Annotated in this window: 16 protein-coding genes; 6 read left to right on the top strand and 10 right to left on the bottom strand. The window is 57.8% G+C overall.

Features of this window, described 5'->3' with window-relative positions; translation table 11 throughout:
- Nucleotides 1–5 precede the first annotated feature (5 nt).
- On the bottom strand, nt 6–2,723 hold the full coding sequence (gene gyrA / locus CU103_RS07530) for a DNA gyrase subunit A (RefSeq protein WP_245448663.1): 2,718 nt from the start codon (nt 2,721–2,723) through the stop codon (nt 6–8).
- 339 nt (nt 2,724–3,062) lie between these two features.
- On the opposite strand from gyrA, the gene CU103_RS07525 reads away from it, so the two are divergent.
- Complete coding sequence (locus CU103_RS07525; protein ID WP_106663244.1) at nt 3,063–3,689, top strand: MarC family protein; 627 nt, start codon at nt 3,063–3,065, stop codon at nt 3,687–3,689.
- 90 nt (nt 3,690–3,779) lie between these two features.
- Here the strand turns inward: CU103_RS07525 and CU103_RS07520 are convergent, their stop codons facing one another.
- Nucleotides 3,780–5,087, bottom strand: coding sequence for an NAD(P)/FAD-dependent oxidoreductase (locus CU103_RS07520; protein WP_106663243.1), 1,308 nt, complete (start codon nt 5,085–5,087; stop codon nt 3,780–3,782).
- Nucleotides 5,088–5,185: 98 nt separating this feature from the next.
- On the bottom strand, nt 5,186–6,049 hold the full coding sequence (locus tag CU103_RS07515; RefSeq protein ID WP_106663242.1) for an AraC family transcriptional regulator: 864 nt from the start codon (nt 6,047–6,049) through the stop codon (nt 5,186–5,188).
- A 35-nt stretch (nt 6,050–6,084) separates the two neighbouring features.
- Between CU103_RS07515 and CU103_RS07510 the strand changes: the two genes are divergently transcribed.
- Nucleotides 6,085–6,492, top strand: coding sequence for a DUF2000 family protein (locus tag CU103_RS07510; protein ID WP_106663241.1), 408 nt, complete (start codon nt 6,085–6,087; stop codon nt 6,490–6,492).
- Nucleotides 6,493–6,501: 9 nt separating this feature from the next.
- On the opposite strand, the gene CU103_RS07505 is transcribed toward CU103_RS07510, so the two are convergent.
- On the bottom strand, nt 6,502–6,936 hold the full coding sequence (locus tag CU103_RS07505; RefSeq protein WP_106663356.1) for a YqaA family protein: 435 nt from the start codon (nt 6,934–6,936) through the stop codon (nt 6,502–6,504).
- A gap of 49 nt (nt 6,937–6,985) precedes the next feature.
- Entirely contained in the window at nt 6,986–7,513 is a 528-nt protein-coding gene (locus CU103_RS07500; RefSeq protein WP_106663240.1) for a single-stranded DNA-binding protein, read from the bottom strand.
- Nucleotides 7,514–7,943: 430 nt separating this feature from the next.
- Between CU103_RS07500 and uvrA the strand changes: the two genes are divergently transcribed.
- From uvrA to glnA, 4 genes are all read left to right on the top strand, one after another.
- Nucleotides 7,944–10,865, top strand: a complete 2,922-nt coding sequence (gene uvrA / locus CU103_RS07495; RefSeq protein WP_106663239.1) for an excinuclease ABC subunit UvrA — start codon at nt 7,944–7,946, stop codon at nt 10,863–10,865.
- Between the two features lie 60 nt (nt 10,866–10,925).
- Nucleotides 10,926–11,729, top strand: coding sequence for a DUF72 domain-containing protein (locus tag CU103_RS07490; RefSeq protein WP_106663238.1), 804 nt, complete (start codon nt 10,926–10,928; stop codon nt 11,727–11,729).
- A 255-nt stretch (nt 11,730–11,984) separates the two neighbouring features.
- The gene (locus CU103_RS07485; protein ID WP_008123000.1) at nt 11,985–12,323 is read left to right on the top strand and encodes a P-II family nitrogen regulator; all 339 of its coding nucleotides are present in this window, start codon (nt 11,985–11,987) and stop codon (nt 12,321–12,323) included.
- 71 nt (nt 12,324–12,394) lie between these two features.
- Complete coding sequence (gene glnA / locus CU103_RS07480; RefSeq protein ID WP_106663237.1) at nt 12,395–13,804, top strand: type I glutamate--ammonia ligase; 1,410 nt, start codon at nt 12,395–12,397, stop codon at nt 13,802–13,804.
- Nucleotides 13,805–13,864: 60 nt separating this feature from the next.
- Here the strand turns inward: glnA and CU103_RS07475 are convergent, their stop codons facing one another.
- The 5 genes from CU103_RS07475 to crcB form a co-directional block, all read right to left on the bottom strand.
- Entirely contained in the window at nt 13,865–16,318 is a 2,454-nt protein-coding gene (locus CU103_RS07475; protein WP_162707137.1) for a M10 family metallopeptidase C-terminal domain-containing protein, read from the bottom strand.
- Nucleotides 16,319–16,413: 95 nt separating this feature from the next.
- On the bottom strand, nt 16,414–16,656 hold the full coding sequence (locus tag CU103_RS07470) for a hypothetical protein (protein WP_106663235.1): 243 nt from the start codon (nt 16,654–16,656) through the stop codon (nt 16,414–16,416).
- Between the two features lie 266 nt (nt 16,657–16,922).
- Nucleotides 16,923–17,717 (bottom strand): ATP12 family chaperone protein, encoded by a 795-nt coding sequence (locus CU103_RS07465; protein ID WP_106663234.1) that lies wholly within the window; start codon nt 17,715–17,717, stop codon nt 16,923–16,925.
- A gap of 42 nt (nt 17,718–17,759) precedes the next feature.
- A complete protein-coding gene (locus CU103_RS07460) occupies nt 17,760–18,746 on the bottom strand; it encodes an RluA family pseudouridine synthase (RefSeq protein WP_106663233.1) in 987 nt (328 codons plus the stop codon).
- 30 nt (nt 18,747–18,776) lie between these two features.
- Nucleotides 18,777–19,154 carry a fluoride efflux transporter CrcB gene (crcB, locus tag CU103_RS07455; RefSeq protein WP_106663232.1) on the bottom strand — a complete coding sequence of 126 codons (378 nt, stop codon included), beginning with the start codon at nt 19,152–19,154 and terminating at the stop codon, nt 18,777–18,779.
- Nucleotides 19,155–19,196: the final 42 nt, after the last annotated feature.

The raw sequence follows: 19,196 nt of genomic DNA, 5'->3' as shown, positions 1-19,196 counted from the left end.
CGGCGCTAGACTTCTTCAGAGCCGGGATCCGTGACAGGGGTTGCTGCCTCGGCTTCAACGGACGTTTCAGCCTCGATATCATCGGTTTCCGTTTCGGAAATCGGTTCGACCGAAACCACTTTCTCCCCATCAGCCGTATTGAAAATGGTCACGCCCTTGGTCGAGCGTCCGGCGACACGGATGCCATTGACCGGAACGCGGATCAGCTGGCCACCATCCGATACGAGCAGGATCTGATCGGAATCCTGGACCGGGAACAACGCCACCAGCTTGCCTATTTCATCGGTCTTCGACGTGTCGGTGGCGCGAATGCCCTTGCCACCGCGCCCGGAAACGCGGAATTCATAGGACGACGAGCGCTTGCCGTAGCCATATTCGCTAACCGTCAGCACGGTCTCTTCGCGATCGCGCAGTTCGGCGTAACGCTCCGGCGAAAGATCGGCCACATCTGTGGCTTCCTCGCCGACCAAAGCAATTTCTTCAACGTCGTCGGCGCCCTGTGCCCGCCTTTCAGCCGCAGCCTGCTTCAGATAGGCCGAGCGTTCGGCGGGGCTTGCGTCCACATGACCGAGAATGGACATGGAGATGATCTTGTCCCCCGGAGCCAATGTGATGCCACGCACGCCGATCGAGTTGCGCCCGGCGAACACACGCACATCGGTTACGGGGAAACGGATACACTGGCCGCCGGCGGCAGTCAGCAATACATCGTCGAACTCGTCGCAGGTATCGACGCTGAGGATTTCATCGCCCTCTTCCTCAAGCTTCATCGCGATCTTGCCATTGCGATTGACCTGGATGAAGTCGGACAGCTTGTTGCGGCGAACCGTGCCGCGCGTCGTGGCGAACATCACGTCGAGATTGGCCCAGCTTGCCTCGTCCTCCGGCAGCGGCATGATCGTCGTGATGCGTTCGCCCTGTTCCAGCGGCAGCATGTTGATGAGTGCCTTGCCGCGTGATTGCGGCGTACCGATCGGCAGACGCCAGACCTTTTCCTTATAGACGATGCCGCGCGACGAGAAGAACAGCACCGGCGTATGCGTATTGGCCACGAACAGCCGTGTAACGGAATCCTCGTCCTTCATCGTCACGCCGGAACGGCCCTTGCCGCCGCGGCGTTGCGCGCGATAGGTCACCAGGGGCACACGCTTGATGTAGCCGGCGTGGCTGACGGTCACCACCATATCTTCACGGGCGATGAGATCTTCATCGTCCATATCGGCGCCACCCTCGGTAAGCTCAGTGCGGCGCGGCGTGCCGAATTCATCGCGAATTACGACCAGCTCGTCCTTGACCAGACCCATGATCCGCAGGCGAGATGCCAGGATCTCGAGATAATCGGCGATCTCGACGCCGATCTTGTTCAGCTCGTCAGCGATTTCATCGCGGCCTAGCGCTGTCAGGCGCTGCAATCGCAGATCGAGAATAGCGCGCGCCTGCTCTTCGGAGAGGTTATAGGTGTTGTCGTCGTTGAGCGTATGGCGCGGATCAGCGATCAGGGTGATCAGCGGCGCAACATCATTGGCGGGCCAGCGGCGCTCCATCAACTGATCGCGGGCCGTAGCAGGATCGGGCGCCCGGCGGATAAGTGCAATGATTTCGTCAATATTGGCGACGGCAATGGCCAAGCCAACCAGGACGTGCGCGCGGTCGCGCGCCTTTCGCAGCAGGAACTTGGTGCGGCGGCTGACAACTTCCTCGCGAAAGCTGACGAACGCGCGCAAAATGTCCAGGAGATTGAGCAGTCCCGGCTTGCCGCCGTTCAACGCCACCATATTGGCGCCAAAAGACGTCTGAAGGGGTGTGAAACGATAGAGCTGGTTGATGATGACGTCCGCCACCGCATCACGCTTCAGTTCAACGACGACGCGATATCCGTCGCGATCTGATTCATCGCGAATGTCAGAGATGCCCTCGATGCGCTTTTCACGCACCAGGTCGGCCATCTTCTCGATCATTGTCGCCTTGTTCACCTGATACGGAACTTCGGTGATGATAATGGCTTCGCGATCGCCGCGCATGCTCTCAACTGCAACTTTACCGCGCATGAGGATCGAACCGCGGCCTGTGCTGTAAGCTGAGTAGATGCCCGAGCGGCCAAGGACGATACCCCCGGTCGGGAAATCCGGACCGGGAATAATCTCCATCATTTCCGGTAAATCGATCGCCGGGTTGTCGATCAGCGCGATACAGCCATTGATAACCTCGGCCAGATTGTGCGGCGGCACATTCGTTGCCATACCGACTGCGATACCGCCAGAACCATTGACGAGAAGATTGGGGAAACGCGCAGGCAGAACCACAGGCTCCTGCTCGCGCCCATCGTAATTATCCTGGAAATCGACTGTTTCCTTGTCGATATCCTCGAGCAGCGATTCCGTTACCTTCTCCAGACGGCATTCCGTGTACCGCATCGCGGCCGGTGAATCGCCGTCTATCGAACCGAAATTCCCCTGCCCGTCGACAAGAGGATCCCGCAATGACCAATCCTGCGCCATGCGGACAAGTGCGTCGTAGATGGAGGCGTCACCATGCGGGTGGAATTTACCCATCACCTCACCGACGACACCGGCCGATTTGCGGTAGGACCGGTTCCACGACAGGCCCATCTCGTTCATCGCGTGCAGGATGCGACGATGCACAGGCTTCAGACCGTCGCGCACATCAGGCAGCGCACGACTGACGATTACGCTCATCGCATAATCGAGATAGGAGCGCTGCATTTCCTCTATGATGGAAATGGGCTCGATTCCGGAGATTGGGCCGGATTTATCGTCTTCGGGGCCAGAAGGTGGAGTTAGGTCAGACACGAGGCACTCATCTTTCGTATAGAATCAATCTTTGATCTTATAGCGGCTTTCCGGGCGAAAAGCCAATAAACGGGACAGTAATTCACAGCAGAAAAACCTTTAATATCAATAAGATAAAATAGTTTTTCTCATGCGGCGAAAAACTTGCGCAAGGATTTCCATGTTTCTCGACGCCGGATAGAGAATCCGATAGGTTGCGGAGGCTTTGATCGGCAGGTTGGCGAGCTTTAAACAGAAAAGAAAAGCAAAATCGTGGCGTATTCTGACACTCTTCTCAATGCGCTCGTGACCTTGATGGTGACGATCGATCCACCGGGTCTGGCACCGCTGTTTCTGGCGCTTACACGCGGCATGAATCGCAAGGAGCGCAGCCAGGTCGGGTTGCGGGCAAGCCTTATCGCGTTCATCGTGCTGACTATCTTTGCCGTCGCCGGCGCTCAGATCCTGGCCCTTTTTGGCATCACGCTGGGCGCTTTCCGGATCGCCGGTGGTCTGCTTCTGTTCTGGATCGCCTTCGAAATGATTTTCGAGCGCCGCAACGAGCGAAAGGAAAAGAGCGCCGAGGTGGCCATCACCAAGGACCATATCCGCAACATCGCTGCCTTCCCGCTCGCAATTCCGCTTATCGCCGGTCCGGGCGCGATCTCCGCCACTATCCTGTTGGCGGGCACGCTTTCCGACGCCACATCGCGCCTGGCGTTAATCGGTATCATCTTGATCTGCATTGCCGCATCTTATGTGGTGTTTTTGCTTGCCGAGCGCGTTGACCGCTTCCTTGGCGAGACTGGCCGCTCCATCCTGACCCGTCTTCTCGGCGTCATTCTCGCCGCCCTCGCCGTTCAGTTCGTGGCCGACGGCATCAAGACGTTTATTGGCTGACGGCTGCCCTGCGAGAGCAGGTTTTGTCTATTTGGAGTCATTCTTCCGTACAGGATTTGGTTCAAAGTCGAGGGATTGGCAAAATCTGCTCTAGCCTCCGCTTTCGTCCATGTTCGCTTCTTCTGCAGCGTCCCGCTGTGTGATCAGTCGCGCGCTGCGAGCGCCGCTCACTGAGATCCACAGCCAGCTCAAGGCAACCGCCAGGCGGTTGCGCACGCCGATCAGGAAATAGATATGGGCAAGGCCCCATAGCCACCAAGCGATGTAGCCCTTGAGCTTGATCCAGCCAAAATCCGTTACCGCGGCCCGTTTGCCGATCGTCGCCAGATCGCCGGCGTGACGGTACACGAATGGCGATGATGCGCTATCCCCGGCAAGTCTGGCCTTGATCGTCTTGGCAATATGGACACCCTGCTGCTTGGCTGCTGGAGCGATACCGGGCACCGTACCCTTGCCGCCATTGGCAACGGTGGCCGTGTCGCCGATGACGAAGATCTCTGGATATCCCGGTGCCGTCAGGTCGGCATTGACAATGACCCGTCCGGCGCGGTCTGCGGGTACATTCAGCCATTTCGCGGCGGGCGATGCCTGGACACCGGCTGCCCAGATGATGGTCCTGGCGCGCAGTGACTGTCCGCCGAATTCGACGCCGTCCGCATGGCATTCGGTGACCGGATTGCCGAGGTGGACCGTCACGCCTAGCTTTTCCAGCGCTTTCTTTGCATAGGCGGACATGTCTTCACTGAAAGCCGGCAATACCCTAGGTCCACCCTCGATCAGCACGACACGCGCGGATGCCGGATCGATTACCCTGAAATCACCCTTCAACGTATCGCGGGCAAGATCGGCTATCGTTCCGGCAACCTCGACCCCTGTCGGACCGCCACCTATCATCACGAATGTCAGATACTCCGCGCGCTTCGCCGGATCAGGCTCACGTTCTGCTTTTTCGAATGCAGTAAGAATACGCCGCCGGATCGTCGTTGCATCTTCCAGCGTTTTCAAGCCGGGCGCGAACGGTTCCCAATCGTCGTGGCCGAAATATGCATGGCGTGCACCGGTCGCCAGCACCAGCGTATCGTAGGGAATCGTTTCGCCATCGGCAGTTGATACGGTCCTGGCGGCGGTATCGACCGCTTCGACCGTACCCAGCAGCGTTTTGACATTCTTGTACTTCCGCAGTAGATGCCGGATCGGCCAGGCGATTTCCGATGTCGCCAATGTCGAAGTCGCCACCTGATAGAGCAAGGGCTGGAACAGATGATGGTTGCGCTGGTCGATAAGCGTGATGTCTATATCGGCATTACGAAGATTGTGGACCGTCTCCAGTCCACCGAAGCCTCCACCGACGATGACCAGGCGGTGCCGCGTATTCGATGGCGTCTGGGGTTCCGTCATGACAGGGCTCCGATGCACAAACCGAACGCCTGTCTAACAGACGGCGCCGGGCCGGACAATTGCACCACACGCGCACCAGCCTTGAGGTATCGTGTGTGCTAGCCAGAATTGACGCCGATCAGGGCTGCCCAGCGTCCGGGGGTCAAGCCGAAGGCTTTCTTGAATTGCCGGTTGAGATGGCTCTGGTCCGTGAATCCCGCCGCCGCCGCGATCTCGGCCAGTGGGTCGCCGGCCTTGATCATCTCGCGTGCCCGCTGCAGGCGGCGCATCAGCAGGAAACGGTGGGGACTTGTGGCGTATAGCGCCCGGAAATGCCGGGACAAAGTGTAACGATCAAGCCCACTTACCGCCTCGAGCTCGCCTGAGCGGACAAGACGCAAGGCATGTTCCTCAAGATAATCACGCGCCAGTTCCGTCTGCCGCACAGCAGCGGGCCCCAATGGCTTGACGTTCTGCCGGGCGTGCCGGGCCAGGCTTTGCGTCAATCGGGAAATGATATCGTCGACCGCCAACTCATCCAATTCCTCGTCAAGATTGTCGAGAGCGGCCGACAGAATGGCCGCCATGGCCGGATCAGCGAAAACCGGGTCTTTGACGAACGGCAGCGAGCCGGCGCGCAGCGACTGCAGCGCCAGCGACGGCTCGAGATAGAGCATGCGATAGCGCAGGCCATCATCGGTACCGGCCCCGCCGTCATGGATCTCGTCCGGATGAAGCACGATGATATTGCCGGGCAGGCTATAGCGCCGCTGGCCGCGATACCAGAACGTCTGGACACCGTGCAGCGTCACCCCGATCGCATAGGTGTCATGCCGGTGCAGGTCGTAGCCATCGCCGGCAAAGCGCGCTTCGATCCGTTCAAGGCCTGGATTGGAAGGTGCCGACAGGATGGCGTCCTGCCCGGGTAGTTCGCACAAACGTCCAAGACTGTGCACTGCCTCTTCGCCTAAAACGTCCAGCATAAGCCCAACTCTTCATGACACGGAAACCTATATCGATGTTCGATACCAAAATTGCAATCGTGCTGCGAAACGACCTTGCGTCCTGGCAAGCGCTGAATGTGGCCGCATTTCTCACCAGCGGCATCGTTGCCCAATCACCTGAGGTGATCGGCGAACCCTACCGCGACCGTGCTGGCAACATCTATAACCCCCTGTCAATTCAGCCAGTGATCGTGCTGGCAGCCGATCAGGCAACGATTTCAAATATTCACCGCCGTTCGCTCGAGCGCGATATCAGAACCTGTCTCTACGTCGAGGAGATGTTCTCCACCGGCCATGATGCGGCAAACCGCGCGGTCTTCGCGCAGTTCGCCCCGGATGATGCAAAGGTCGTTGGCATCGCCATGCGGGCTGACAGGAAGCTGGTCGACAAAATCACCAAAGGCGCAAAAATGCATCCCTGATGCGGCAGCTTACAAGCCTGTGGTCAGTGCCAGAATCGCGAGGTAGCGACCGGTCTTGGCAATGGCTACAAGGATAACGAAGCTGAGCAGGGGCTCCCGCAATACCCCGGCAATTACCGTCAGCGGGTCACCTATGATGGGTGCCCAACTCAAAAGAAGCGTCCATTTGCCGTAGCGTTGATACCAGGACGCAGCCCGATCAAGCTGCGCCTGACTGGCGGGAAACCATTTGCGATCGCGGAACCGGTCGATTCCGCGGCCAAGCAGCCAGTTGACGATTGAGCCGAGCACATTGCCAACGCTGGCAACGCCAATCAGAACTGCCGGTGAATAGGCATCGCTGAGGAGAAGGCCGGCGAGCGCCGCTTCCGATTGCATCGGCAGAACGGTAGCGGCAGCGAAAGCAATCGAAAAAAGTCCGGCGTAAACGCCCAGATCACTGATCATGACCGGGCGTTTGCACTATTCATCCGCTGTCTGATCCGTCCAGTTGTCAGAACGGGATTTCATCGTCGAGATCGCGCGAGAAATTCCCGCCGCTTGCGCTGGATGAGCTGCTGGATGAAGCGCTGGAGCGACCGAAATCGGAGCCGTAGTCGTTGTCCGAGACCTGGCCACGGCTCGAATTGTTGTCGAACGAACGGCCGCCGCCAGCTCCGGCGCCCTCGCCGCGTGAATCGAGCATCTGCAACTCGCCGCGGAATTTCTGCAAAACGACTTCCGTCGAATAGCGGTCATTGCCCGTCTGGTCCTGCCACTTGCGGGTCTGCAGCGCACCTTCGAGATAGACCTTCATGCCCTTCTTCAAATACTGCTCGGCAACCTTGGCCAGATTGTCATTGAAGATGACAACGCTATGCCATTCAGTCTTTTCCTTGCGTTCACCGCTGTTCTTGTCGCGCCAGCTTTCCGACGTCGCAATGCGGAGATTAACGACCGGGTCACCCGAACCCAACCGCCGGACTTCCGGGTCAGCGCCAAGATTTCCTACCAAAATGACCTTGTTGACACTGCCTGCCATGATTTAAACTCCGTAAATTCCGATTTTAAAATTTGCGCCATCATACAGAAGCCGCATTCATGGCGGGCAACTGATTACCGCTATCCACAATATACCGTTCCTGGCCATATCAGCATTGACGCCTTGCGAAACGCTCCTGCCAGATTTGTCAGGAGACTTTCAACGCCCGCCGCCCGTCAATCGCCATCTTTCACAAGGTTTTCGCGGGCAACCATGAGACTGCGACAGCTTTCACTCAATGTCAGCATGACTTGCGCGATTTGTTCTTTTTTTGTTCTATCACTTGCTCTAACAATGTCAACATGGCTATGGTGATTCCATCAGGGTTTGACCTCGCAAAACGGCAGGGACTTTCTAAATATAGGAAAGCCTCTCGCCAGAGGGCAGTACCTCCTTCCAGAATAGCGTGCCCTCTCAAAGGCAAACAGACATGAGCGATCAGAAATACATTTCCATTCGCGGCGCCCGCGAACACAATTTGAAGAACATTGATCTCGACCTGCCGCGCGACAAGCTGATTGTCATGACCGGCCTGTCCGGATCGGGGAAGTCGTCGCTCGCATTCGACACGATCTATGCCGAAGGGCAGAGGCGCTATGTCGAGAGCCTGTCCGCCTATGCGCGGCAGTTTCTCGAGATGATGCAGAAGCCGGACGTGGATCAGATCGACGGTCTCTCTCCGGCTATTTCCATTGAGCAGAAGACAACCAGCCGCAACCCGCGGTCGACGGTTGGCACTGTCACGGAAATCTACGACTATCTGCGCCTGCTCTACGCGCGTGTCGGCATCCCCTATTCTCCGGCAACCGGTCTGCCGATCGAAAGCCAGACTGTAAGCCAGATGGTCGACCGCGTTCTCGCGCTTGAAGAGGGCACTCGCCTGTTTGTTCTTGCGCCAATCGTCCGCGGCCGTAAGGGCGAGTATCGCAAGGAAATGGCCGACCTCCAGAAGCGCGGCTTCCAGCGCGTGAAAGTTGACGGCATTTTCTACGAGATCGCCGATGTCCCTGCACTCGACAAGAAATACAAGCACGATATCGACGTCGTGGTCGACCGTATCATCGTGCGGTCCGATATTGCCGCCCGCTTGGCGGATAGTCTTGAAACTTCCCTGAAGCTGGCCGACGGCATTGCCGTTGCGGAATTTGCCGATAAGCCGCTTCCGGCTGACGAAACATCGAGTGAATCCGCCAACAAGTCCAAGAACGATACCCATGAGCGGCTGATGTTCTCGGAAAAATTCGCTTGCCCGGTTTCGGGCTTCACCATTTCGGAAATCGAGCCGCGCCTGTTCTCGTTCAACAATCCCTTCGGCGCCTGCCCCACCTGCGATGGCCTTGGCACGCAGAAGGCGATCGATCCGACGATGATCGTGCCGGATGAGAGTCTGACGCTGAAGAATGGTGCAATTGCCCCGTGGTCGAAATCGAGCTCGCCCTATTACAATCAGACGCTGGATGCCCTTGGCGCTGCCTATGGCTTCAAGCTTGGCGACCGCTGGAGCGATCTGAACGAGGAGGCGCAGCAGGCCATTCTCTACGGCACGGGCAGCCGTGAGGTGCAGTTCGCCTATGATGACGGCCTGCGTTCCTATCGCACCACCAAGCCGTTCGAAGGTGTCATTCCAAATCTCGAGCGGCGCTGGAAGGAGACCGACTCTGCCTGGTCGCGCGAAGAGATCGAGCGCTTCATGTCCGGCACCCCCTGTCCTGCCTGCAATGGCTACCGGCTGAAGCCTGAAGCATTGGCCGTGAAAATCGGCGGCATGCATATCGGTCAGATCACCGAGAAGTCCATTCGCCATGCCGACGCCTGGTTCCGCGAAATCGACAAGACGTTCAACGAAAAACAGACCGAGATTGCGGCACGTATCCTCAAGGAAATTCGCGAGCGCTTGCGCTTCCTCAACGATGTCGGTCTCGACTATCTGGCGCTGTCGCGCAATTCCGGAACCTTGTCCGGCGGCGAAAGCCAGCGTATCCGCCTGGCCTCGCAGATCGGGTCGGGCCTTACGGGTGTGCTCTATGTGCTCGACGAGCCGTCCATCGGGCTGCATCAGCGCGACAACGAGCAACTGTTGAAGACCCTGCGCCACCTGCGCGATCTCGGCAATACCGTTATCGTCGTCGAGCACGATGAAGATGCGATCCTCACCGCCGACTATGTTGTCGATATTGGTCCGGCCGCAGGTATTCATGGCGGCGAGATCATTGCGCAAGGGTCGCCCGCCGATATCATGGCCAGCCCGAAATCGCTCACCGGCCAATATCTGTCCGGAGCCATAGAGGTGGCTGTGCCATCGGAGCGGCGCAAGACAACCAAGAAGCGCATCAAGATCGTCGGTGCGCGCGGCAACAATCTCAAGAACGTCTCCGCAGAGATTCCACTTGGCACATTCACCGCCGTGACCGGCGTTTCCGGTGGCGGCAAATCGACATTCCTGATCGAAACGCTGTTCAAGGCCGCATCGCGCCGCATCATGGGATCGCGCGAACATCCTGCTGACCATGACCGCATCGACGGGCTGGAATTTCTCGACAAGGTCATCGATATCGACCAATCGCCGATCGGCCGCACGCCGCGCTCCAACCCGGCAACTTACACAGGCGCTTTTACTCCGATCCGCGACTGGTTTGCCGGTCTCCCCGAGGCGAAGGCACGTGGCTATCAGCCCGGCCGCTTCTCCTTTAACGTCAAGGGCGGGCGCTGCGAAGCCTGCCAGGGCGATGGCGTGATCAAGATCGAGATGCACTTCCTGCCGGACGTTTATGTCACCTGCGATGTCTGCCATGGCAAGCGCTACAACCGCGAGACGCTGGAGGTTCTGTTCAAGGGCAAGTCGATCGCCGACGTGCTCGATATGACCGTCGAGGAAGGTGCCGAGTTCTTCGCCGCAGTTCCGGCAGTACGCGACAAGCTGCAGACACTTGCCAAGGTCGGCCTCGGTTATATCCATGTCGGTCAACAGGCCAATACCCTGTCCGGCGGCGAAGCGCAGCGCATAAAGCTCGCCAAGGAATTGTCGCGCAAGGCGACCGGCCGCACGCTCTACATCCTCGATGAGCCAACAACTGGCTTGCATTTCCACGATGTAGCGAAGCTTCTTGAAGTCCTGCATGAACTGGTGGATCAAGGCAATACCGTCGTCGTCATCGAGCACAATCTCGAGGTCATCAAGACGGCCGACTGGGTAATCGACCTTGGACCGCATGGCGGTGATGGCGGCGGCGAGATTGTCGCTGTTGGCCGGCCGGAGGACATTGTCGAAGTCGACCGCTCCTATACTGGTCAGTTCCTCAAGGAGCTTCTGCGCCGGCGTCCCGGACACAAGGTGCAGGCGGCCGCGGAATGACCTGAAGCCCGCCCTCGTGGCGGGTTTTTTCAATCTGGCATTGAAGGGAGGAGAAGCGGAATGAGCGAAAGCGGAACCATACGAACCGGCATTGGCGGCTGGACTTTCGAGCCGTGGCGCGGCACCTTCTACCCGGAAGGTCTCTCCAAGACCAAGGAACTCGAATACGCAGGCCAGCATCTGCAGACAATCGAGATCAACAGCACCTATTATGGCACGCAGAAGCCGGCGACTTTCGCCAAATGGGCCAGCCAAGTCCCGGACGGCTTCATTTTTTCGGTCAAGGGCAATCGCTTCGTCACCAACCGCCGTGTCCTTGCCGAAGCCGGCGATTCCATCGAATACTTCGTCAAGTCCGGCATTGTCGAACTGGGCGACCGGCTTGGGCCAGTCGTTTGGCAGTTTGCCCCGACCAAGAAATTCGATGCGGATGACTTTGGCGCCTTTCTCGAACTCCTGCCGAAGAAGCACGACGGTCTTCCCCTGCGTCACGCCGTTGAGGTCCGCAATCCTTCTTTCATCGATCCCGATTTTATCGCCCTGGCACGCAAGAACGGCGTCGCGGTGGTCTATGCCGAACATTTCGAATATCCCGAAATCGCCGATGTCACCGCGGACTTCATATATGCCCGCCTGCAGAAGGGCGACGATACCATCGAGACCGCCTACCCAGCCGATGCGCTCGACAAATGGGCAGAGCGCACCAATGTTTGGGCAAATGGCGGCGAACCTGATGACCTGCCGCTCGCCTCGCCGGATGAGCACGCAAAGAGACGAGCCCGGGATGTTTTCGTTTATTTCATCCATGAAGGCAAAGTGCGCGCTCCGCAGGCAGCACGGGCGTTGAAAGAGCGCGTTGCGTAGTAATTGTGCGCGCCAGCAAGCACGTGCCGCCTATTTTATATGCAACTTGCATCTTTTTTCATCAACTTCGGTTGATGGCGAGTGGCTTATTGCGGTAGCAGCGCACCAAAGGTTGAAGGAATTTACGTTTCTTCCCCGATAAAATCCTATTCATGGATTTATTTCCACCCGGGAGGCCAGTTGGCATGCTTCCTGCTTTTTGTTGTGGCAAGCGGGCAAGAGGCCCGTTGCTATGCATAGGGAGACTGTTCTCTGATGAAGAAAATCGAAGCCATCATCAAACCATTCAAACTGGATGAGGTGAAAGAGGCACTGCAGGAAGTGGGCCTTCAAGGCATCACAGTCACGGAAGCCAAAGGCTTTGGCCGTCAAAAAGGTCATACCGAATTGTATCGTGGCGCCGAATATGTCGTCGACTTCTTGCCGAAGGTAAAAGTAGAGATCGTTTTGGGCGACGAATCCGTCGAGGCCGCCATCGAGGCGATCCGCAAGGCCGCGCAGACCGGCCGTATCGGCGACGGAAAGATCTTTGTCTCCAACATCGAAGAAGTTGTGCGCATCCGGACCGGCGAGTCCGGCATCGACGCCATCTGATCCCCACACCCATCTGCAGGTGCGTTCGCGCCGGCAACAACCTTCATCGTCGCTGAATAAGGAAAATTGACATGACGACCGCCAAAGATATTCTGAAACAGATCAAGGACAACGACGTAAAGTTCCTTGACCTCCGCTTCACCGATCCAAAGGGGAAGTTGCAGCACGTGACGATGGACATTGCCGAAGTCGATGAAGATATGTTTGCCGACGGTGTCATGTTCGACGGCTCCTCCATTGCTGGCTGGAAGGCCATTAACGAGTCCGACATGGTGCTCATGCCAGACACCGATACGGTTCACATGGACCCCTTCTTCGCCCAGTCGACGATGGTTATCCTTTGCGACATTCTCGATCCGATTTCCGGTGAATCCTACAATCGCGATCCACGCGGAACCGCCAAGAAGGCCGAAGCCTACATGAAGGCCGAAGGCATCGGCGACACAATCTTCGTCGGCCCCGAAGCTGAATTCTTTGTCTTCGACGACGTCAAGTACAAGGCTGATCCATACAATACGGGCTTCAAACTCGACTCCACCGAACTGCCGTCCAATGACGACACCGACTATGAAACCGGAAACCTTGGTCACCGTCCGCGCGTCAAGGGCGGGTACTTCCCCGTACCGCCAATCGACAGCGCGCAGGACATGCGCTCGGAAATGCTCACGGTTCTGACCGAAATGGGCGTGCGCGTTGAAAAGCACCATCACGAAGTGGCCGCTGCCCAGCACGAACTTGGCATCAAGTTCGACGCCCTCACCCGCAACGCCGACAAGATGCTGATCTACAAGTATGTCGTGCATCAGGTCGCCAATGCCTATGGCAAGACCGCAACCTTCATGCCGAAGCCGATTTTCGGCGACAACGGTTCGGGCATGCACGTTCACATGTCGATCTGGAAGGATGGCAAGCCGACTTTCGCGGGCAATGAATATGCGGGCCTTTCGGAAAACTGCCTGTTCTTCATCGGCGGCATCATCAAGCATGCCAAGGCGATCAATGCCTTCACCAACCCTTCGACCAACTCCTACAAGCGTCTGGTTCCAGGTTATGAGGCTCCGGTTCTGCTGGCCTATTCAGCGCGCAACCGCTCCGCGTCATGCCGTATTCCTTTCGGCTCCTCGCCGAAGTCCAAGCGCGTTGAAATCCGCTTCCCGGATCCGACAGCCAACCCCTACCTCGGCTTCGCCGCGATGCTGATGGCCGGCCTCGACGGCATCAAGAACAAGATCCATCCCGGCCAACCGATGGACAAGGACCTCTATGACCTTCCTGCGAAGGAGCTCAAGAAGATCCCGACCGTCTGCGGCTCGCTGCGTGAAGCCCTGCAGAGCCTCGACAAGGATCGCGGCTTCCTGAAGGCCGGCGGCGTGTTCGATGACGATCAGATCGACAGCTTCATCGAATTGAAGATGGCCGAAGTGATGCGTTTCGAAATGACCCCGCATCCGGTCGAGTACGACATGTACTATTCGGTCTGATTGGACCACATTCCACGAGGAAAGACCCCGGCACGAGCCGGGGTTTTAGTTTGGACTCCGCTATGCAACCTGGAAGTCCGCGCTGGTCACGGCCAGCCCGCCTGAAAGGTTTGCGAAACAGACCGCGGCGCGACCCCCTGCACCGTCGCGGTCGTAGTAAAGCGCGCCGCTTCCGCTGTCGTACATGATCCGATCCGAGGCATCCGCGGCTATCGAGCCGACGTGGAAAGCATCGGCCGAAAGCGGGCCGCCCGGCGCAAGTGCTGTGAAAATCGCCGGGTCCAGCCGTATCGTATCGTCTTGCGCGGAGAAATCCGTGATCGTGTCGATACTGAATCCTACACCCAGGAAATCCTTGAAGCAGAAGGTGTCGGCGCCGGCTCCCCCGGTCAGCGCATTGCTGGCGCTATTGCCGGTCAAGGTGTCTGACCCACTGCCTCCGATGGCGTTTTCGATGATCGCGCCGAAGGCGATGGATATGTTCCCGGTAAATCCGCCCATGTTGGAAAACGAGCCGTCATGCAGATCGATCATCTGGTTTTGACCAAATCCGGACGCGTCGACCGTGTCGGTGCCGCCGCCATCCCAAATGCAAAGTGCGGGATCCCGGTTGATCGCGAAGTCGTAGACAGACCCGGCATTCGAGTGAAATCCGTAAACCGTATTGTCGGCGCGGGTGGTCATGTTGGCGCCGTAGAGCTGTTGCACGGCAAGAATGTCATACAGCATCAGTGTGTCGGGATAAGCATTATATGACGCAGTGGTATTGGACTCGTCGAAATAACTCATCACCGAGTATTGGTGGTCATCCTGAACGAATTGCGCATTGTTGGCATAGGTGATGGGAAGACCGGGAGCCGCATTGTAGTCTCCCGGATGCGCGAGGCCCATTGCATGGCCCATTTCATGAGCAATGGCGAAGGCACTGAAACTGCCATTCGGCAGCGACGTGGTCGACACGCTCGTATTGTTGAGCCAGATATCTCCAGCCAAATCGCCGCTGGCCGTTGATCCGGGGTAATAGGCAAATGCTCCCGCACCATCCACATTGGACGAATACGCACCCACCAGGATTGTCGCATCATTCGTTGTGCCGCCGGGATTGACCTGGCTGAAGGTGAGGTTCGCAACTTCGGAATATAAGGCAAGGCCCGCCTGTACGCTAGCGATCTGCGCTGCCGAGGGCGCGATGAAAGGCGTCGGATTTCCCGACGCATCGGTCGCAGTGGCCGAGGACTGGCGGATACCCCAGGTGACGCTTGCAGCCGTGCCCGGCGTGCTCCATGACGCGCCGGGTCGGATCAGGGCGCCTGCGCCCATCATTTCGTCGTAGGAGGCTTTGCTTCCCAAGGTCGCAGACAATCCATACTGACCGGCAGAAGCGTCGTTATAGGCGCCCGCATCGAGATAATAGGTCCCGGACGTCGTTGCGGTGAAGGTAATGGTGGAATTGCCCCCAGGTCCGCCGTCGTCGTCGTAGGCAATTTGCGCGCCAGCGCCACTGTAAAGCCGCAAATAGCTATCGTTGACCCCGGAGATGCCGGTTCCTACCATCGCGAATGTATAGGTCTGGCCAGCAACGAGGTTTACGCCGTACCAGTCATGGTCGCCTGCAGTGCCAAGCTGGCCTTGAGCCGACTTCCCGATAGCAAGCGAATATGCCGTTGTGGCGCTGGCGGCCGCGTCGGCAGTCTCCGTGACGCGCGCCGGCGGCAGCGGATCGCCTGGATCGAAAGGCGGTTGGGGTGGCTGGGGAGGCGGTCCCGCAACTGTAAGATCATATTGGCCGGCATAGGCATTGTTGTATGACCCTGCATCGAGATAATAGACGCCGGATGAAGTCGCGGTAAAGCTTATCGTCGAATTCAGCCCTTCCCCGCTGTCGTCGTCAAAGGCGATTTGTGCACCCGTGCTGTCGCGCAATCGCAGATAGGTATCACGAACCTGGGCACCTGCCGCCCCGCTTCCCGCCATGGCGAATGTGTAGGTCTGCCCCGCAACCAGTTCGATGCGGTACCAGTCTCGATCCCCCGTCGCTGCGAGATTGCCTCGAACCGTTTGCCCGCCCGCCAGCGCATAGGTGGTGGCAGTGCTCGCGGCTGCATCGGTCGTCTCGCTGCCTGCCGGCGGCGGCGGTAGAGTCTCGGTAGCAACCGAAAGATCATATTGGCCGGCCGAGACATCGTTGTACGCGCCCGCATCGAGGTAGTAGGTACCGGAGGTAATCGCAGTAAAGGTGATCGACGAATTCAATCCGTCACCACTGTCATCATCAAAGGCGATCTGCATGCCTGCGCTGTCGCGCAGACGCAGATAGGTATCGCGCACCTGGCTGGCGGCATCGCCGGTTGCGGTCATACCGAATGTATATGTCTGGCCCGCGACGAGATCGATCCGGTACCAGTCGCGGTCTCCCGCAACTGCAAGTTGGCCCTGGGCGGATTGCCCGGCAACCAGTGCATAGCTCGTGCTGGTACTGGCGGCCGCATCTGTTGTTTCCACAATGTTTGGCATGCTCATTCCTCCCGGTTGTCGCTAAAAAATGGCACACGACCTCCCTGCCGGCTGAAGGCTTCAGCCGGATCAACAGACAGTCGTTAATCTGAAATCTATTTTGGCGGGCTGGTAAGGCACTGCTGCTTGGCCTTCTTGATGGCCTCGCGCAGCAACATTTTATTTCGTTCAGACGAAATCAGCGGACTGCCTTCCGCGGCTTCCTCAACACGGTCCAGCGCTTCCTTGCATGACGAAGGATTCATGGGGCGTTCCGGATTGCGCGGAACGCCAGCTGGCGCGGCTGTCAGTTGGGTGACGGCGAGTGCCCACGCAATTGGATTGTGCCCCAGGATCATTGCAGGTCTCCTCGCCCCTCCTGCGGCATGCAGGCATAAGGTAAGTTATACCAAAGTATGACCGCTAGGCCAGCATTATTAGACAAATATAATACCAAAGTTGTAATATAATTATAAACTTGCAACCATATAAATATGAAATATCAACTAACAATTGCATCAAGCATATTTTCACACAACTCTATACGATCATTTTGTCGACCTACAGTTGCTTAAAATTGCAACTCAGAAGCTGGCGCGAATCCTATTGTCCTGAAAATGGCGATTCAGAGAGACGAAACCGCTTCAAGCATCTTCACTGCGGCCATCATTTCGTGTTCGCGGACTGCGCGGCGAGCAGCGGCTTCCGCGTCCTCGCCCCAATGCTCGATCGTCCAATCTTCATCGACATGCGCCAGCTTCCAGGCTTGCTCGCCCGAAATCTCGCCCTTGGCCACAGCCAGCGCCAGGATCGCCGATCCGGTCAGCGTGGTAATCATGTGCAAGGCTGCAATGGCGAACGGGTCACTGAACCCGCCGAGATGAACGCTGAACGCGCCAAGCGCCTCGCGCGGCTGCTCCACATGCATCACGCCTTCTGCGAGCACAAAGCGCGCACCGAGAGCGGATGCTGCCCATTCGATGATCGGATCCCAGAGTTCGGTCTGCCGGTTGACCAGCCGTTCAGGCGAGCCGGCGCGGTAGCACAGCATGTCGGATGAGGCGAAGCGCAATACATCTTCCAGAACCGCCTGCGGGTCATTGACGATCCCATCGATTGCCGTGTTGGCGAGGCGCGTTGCAGGCATGCGCGCCGGATCGATTTCCTTTTCCTGCGCGGAAAATTCGTCGGCAATCAATTGCGCGGCAGCCCGCGTCGGCAGGCAAAGGTTCTGCCGGGCCGGCGTCTTGACGACGCGCCCGTCGAGCTCGATGGCAAACTTGCCCTCGCGCTCGGCAACTGCGGCCTCCTTGTAGAAGCGCTTGGGTAATGGCAGTTTTGACTGGATTTGTGCGCGGCGAACCGGATCCGGATCGGAAAGATCCTGTTTCGCATCCATATTGAAAAGATCGTTACGCATCGTCGAAGTCCAATTTTGGTTTAGAGTATTGCGGGACAGATTCTAACTGTCGTCATCCCCGTCGTGTTCGTCCAGACCCAGCAAATTCCACGTCTGCACCATATGCGGCGGCAACGGCGCGGTCACGTCGATCACGCCACCCGAAGGGTTGGGAACACGGATGCGGCGGGCATGCAGATGCAGGCGGTTCTGGATACCGCCTGGAAACGACCAGTTCGTGTCCGCCTCGAAATACTTCGGATCACCAATGATGGGGCAGCCAATATGAGCGGCATGAACACGCAGCTGGTGTGTCCGGCCCGTATAGGGCTCCATTTCCAGCCAGGTCAGAACCTGTCCGGCGGATTCGATCACACGATAGTAGGAAACGGCGTGATCCGAATCCGGCTCACCATGCTGGGCAACGCGCATGCGGTCGCCGTCTGGGGTCGTTTCCTTGACCAGCCAGGTGGTGATCTTGTCTTCCCGCTTGCGTGGTATGCCCTTCACCAGCGCCCAATAGGTTTTCTTCGTCTCGCGTTCACGGAAAGCGGCAGTCAACGCCTGTGCCGCGCCGCGTGTACGGGCAACCACAAGGACGCCGGACGTGTCGCGGTCCAGCCGGTGAACCAGGCGGGGCTTCTCACCCTTCTTGTTGCGCCAGGCTTCCAGCATGTCGTCGACATGGCGATTGACACCGGAGCCGCCCTGCACTGCCAGACCGGCCGGTTTGTTGAACACGAAAACCTTCGGATCTTCGTAGAGCAACATCTGCGACAGGACATCGCCGTCCTCACGGCCGCGAATGCTCTTGCCGGTCAGATGACCTTCGGCCTTCGAATCCACCGGAAGCGGCGGAATCCTGACAGTCTGTCCGGCCTGCAGCCTTGTGTCGGATTTGGCGCGGGATCCGTCGATCCTGATTTGGCCAGAGCGCAGCAATTTCTGCAGGTGCCCGAAACCCAGACCCGGATAATGTACCTTGAACCACCGGTCGAGACGCATTTCCGCCTCACCCGTATCGACTGTCTTTTGTTCTACCGCTGCCATTACTTCCACCTTTTGCTCAGGCGAATAGCACTATGCAGTCATTCTTGCGAGCCATAATCCTAAAAACAGCGCGCCAATGCTCAAGATCACGCTTGCAAGGACATAAATCAGCGCAGTGAGGAGCTCACCACGCTCCCAAAGCACGGCAACATCGAGCGAAAATGACGAGAACGTGGTGAATCCCCCCATGATCCCGACCGCAACAAACAGCCTCAGGTCCATCGATCCTTCAAGCCGCTGCGCCATAATGCCGATGAACAGCCCCATCAGAAAACCGCCGGCAACATTCACCGTCAGCGTCCCATAGGGGTAATTCGCACCAAAAGCCCGGGTCATCAGGACCCCGACAAGGTACCTCGCAACAGAGCCTATCGCTCCGCCGGATGCCACAAGTAATATTGCGTTCATTTTACATTCAGCTCGGCCAGTTTATTTTGTGAACTCAAATGG

It is taken from the genome of Phyllobacterium sophorae (assembly GCF_003010965.1).
Classification (GTDB): Bacteria; Pseudomonadota; Alphaproteobacteria; order Rhizobiales; family Rhizobiaceae; genus Phyllobacterium; species Phyllobacterium sophorae.
The sequence above is the reverse complement of the archived record's forward strand: the minus strand, read 5'-3'. Positions and strand labels throughout refer to the sequence as shown.

Excerpts from the sequence above, each read along its gene's own strand:
- gyrA (WP_245448663.1), bottom strand. The coding sequence starts at position 2,723 with ATGCAGCGCTCCTATCTCGATTATGCGATGAGCGTAATCGTCAGTCGT.
- CU103_RS07520 (WP_106663243.1), bottom strand. The coding sequence starts at position 5,087 with ATGACGGAACCCCAGACGCCATCGAATACGCGGCACCGCCTGGTCATC.
- CU103_RS07515 (WP_106663242.1), bottom strand. The coding sequence starts at position 6,049 with ATGCTGGACGTTTTAGGCGAAGAGGCAGTGCACAGTCTTGGACGTTTG.
- CU103_RS07510 (WP_106663241.1), top strand. The coding sequence starts at position 6,085 with ATGTTCGATACCAAAATTGCAATCGTGCTGCGAAACGACCTTGCGTCC.
- CU103_RS07500 (WP_106663240.1), bottom strand. The coding sequence starts at position 7,513 with ATGGCAGGCAGTGTCAACAAGGTCATTTTGGTAGGAAATCTTGGCGCT.
- uvrA (WP_106663239.1), top strand. The coding sequence starts at position 7,944 with ATGAGCGATCAGAAATACATTTCCATTCGCGGCGCCCGCGAACACAAT.
- CU103_RS07490 (WP_106663238.1), top strand. The coding sequence starts at position 10,926 with ATGAGCGAAAGCGGAACCATACGAACCGGCATTGGCGGCTGGACTTTC.
- CU103_RS07485 (WP_008123000.1), top strand. The coding sequence starts at position 11,985 with ATGAAGAAAATCGAAGCCATCATCAAACCATTCAAACTGGATGAGGTG.
- glnA (WP_106663237.1), top strand. The coding sequence starts at position 12,395 with ATGACGACCGCCAAAGATATTCTGAAACAGATCAAGGACAACGACGTA.
- CU103_RS07475 (WP_162707137.1), bottom strand. The coding sequence starts at position 16,318 with ATGCCAAACATTGTGGAAACAACAGATGCGGCCGCCAGTACCAGCACG.
- CU103_RS07470 (WP_106663235.1), bottom strand. The coding sequence starts at position 16,656 with ATGATCCTGGGGCACAATCCAATTGCGTGGGCACTCGCCGTCACCCAA.
- CU103_RS07465 (WP_106663234.1), bottom strand. The coding sequence starts at position 17,717 with ATGCGTAACGATCTTTTCAATATGGATGCGAAACAGGATCTTTCCGAT.
- CU103_RS07460 (WP_106663233.1), bottom strand. The coding sequence starts at position 18,746 with ATGGCAGCGGTAGAACAAAAGACAGTCGATACGGGTGAGGCGGAAATG.
- crcB (WP_106663232.1), bottom strand. The coding sequence starts at position 19,154 with ATGAACGCAATATTACTTGTGGCATCCGGCGGAGCGATAGGCTCTGTT.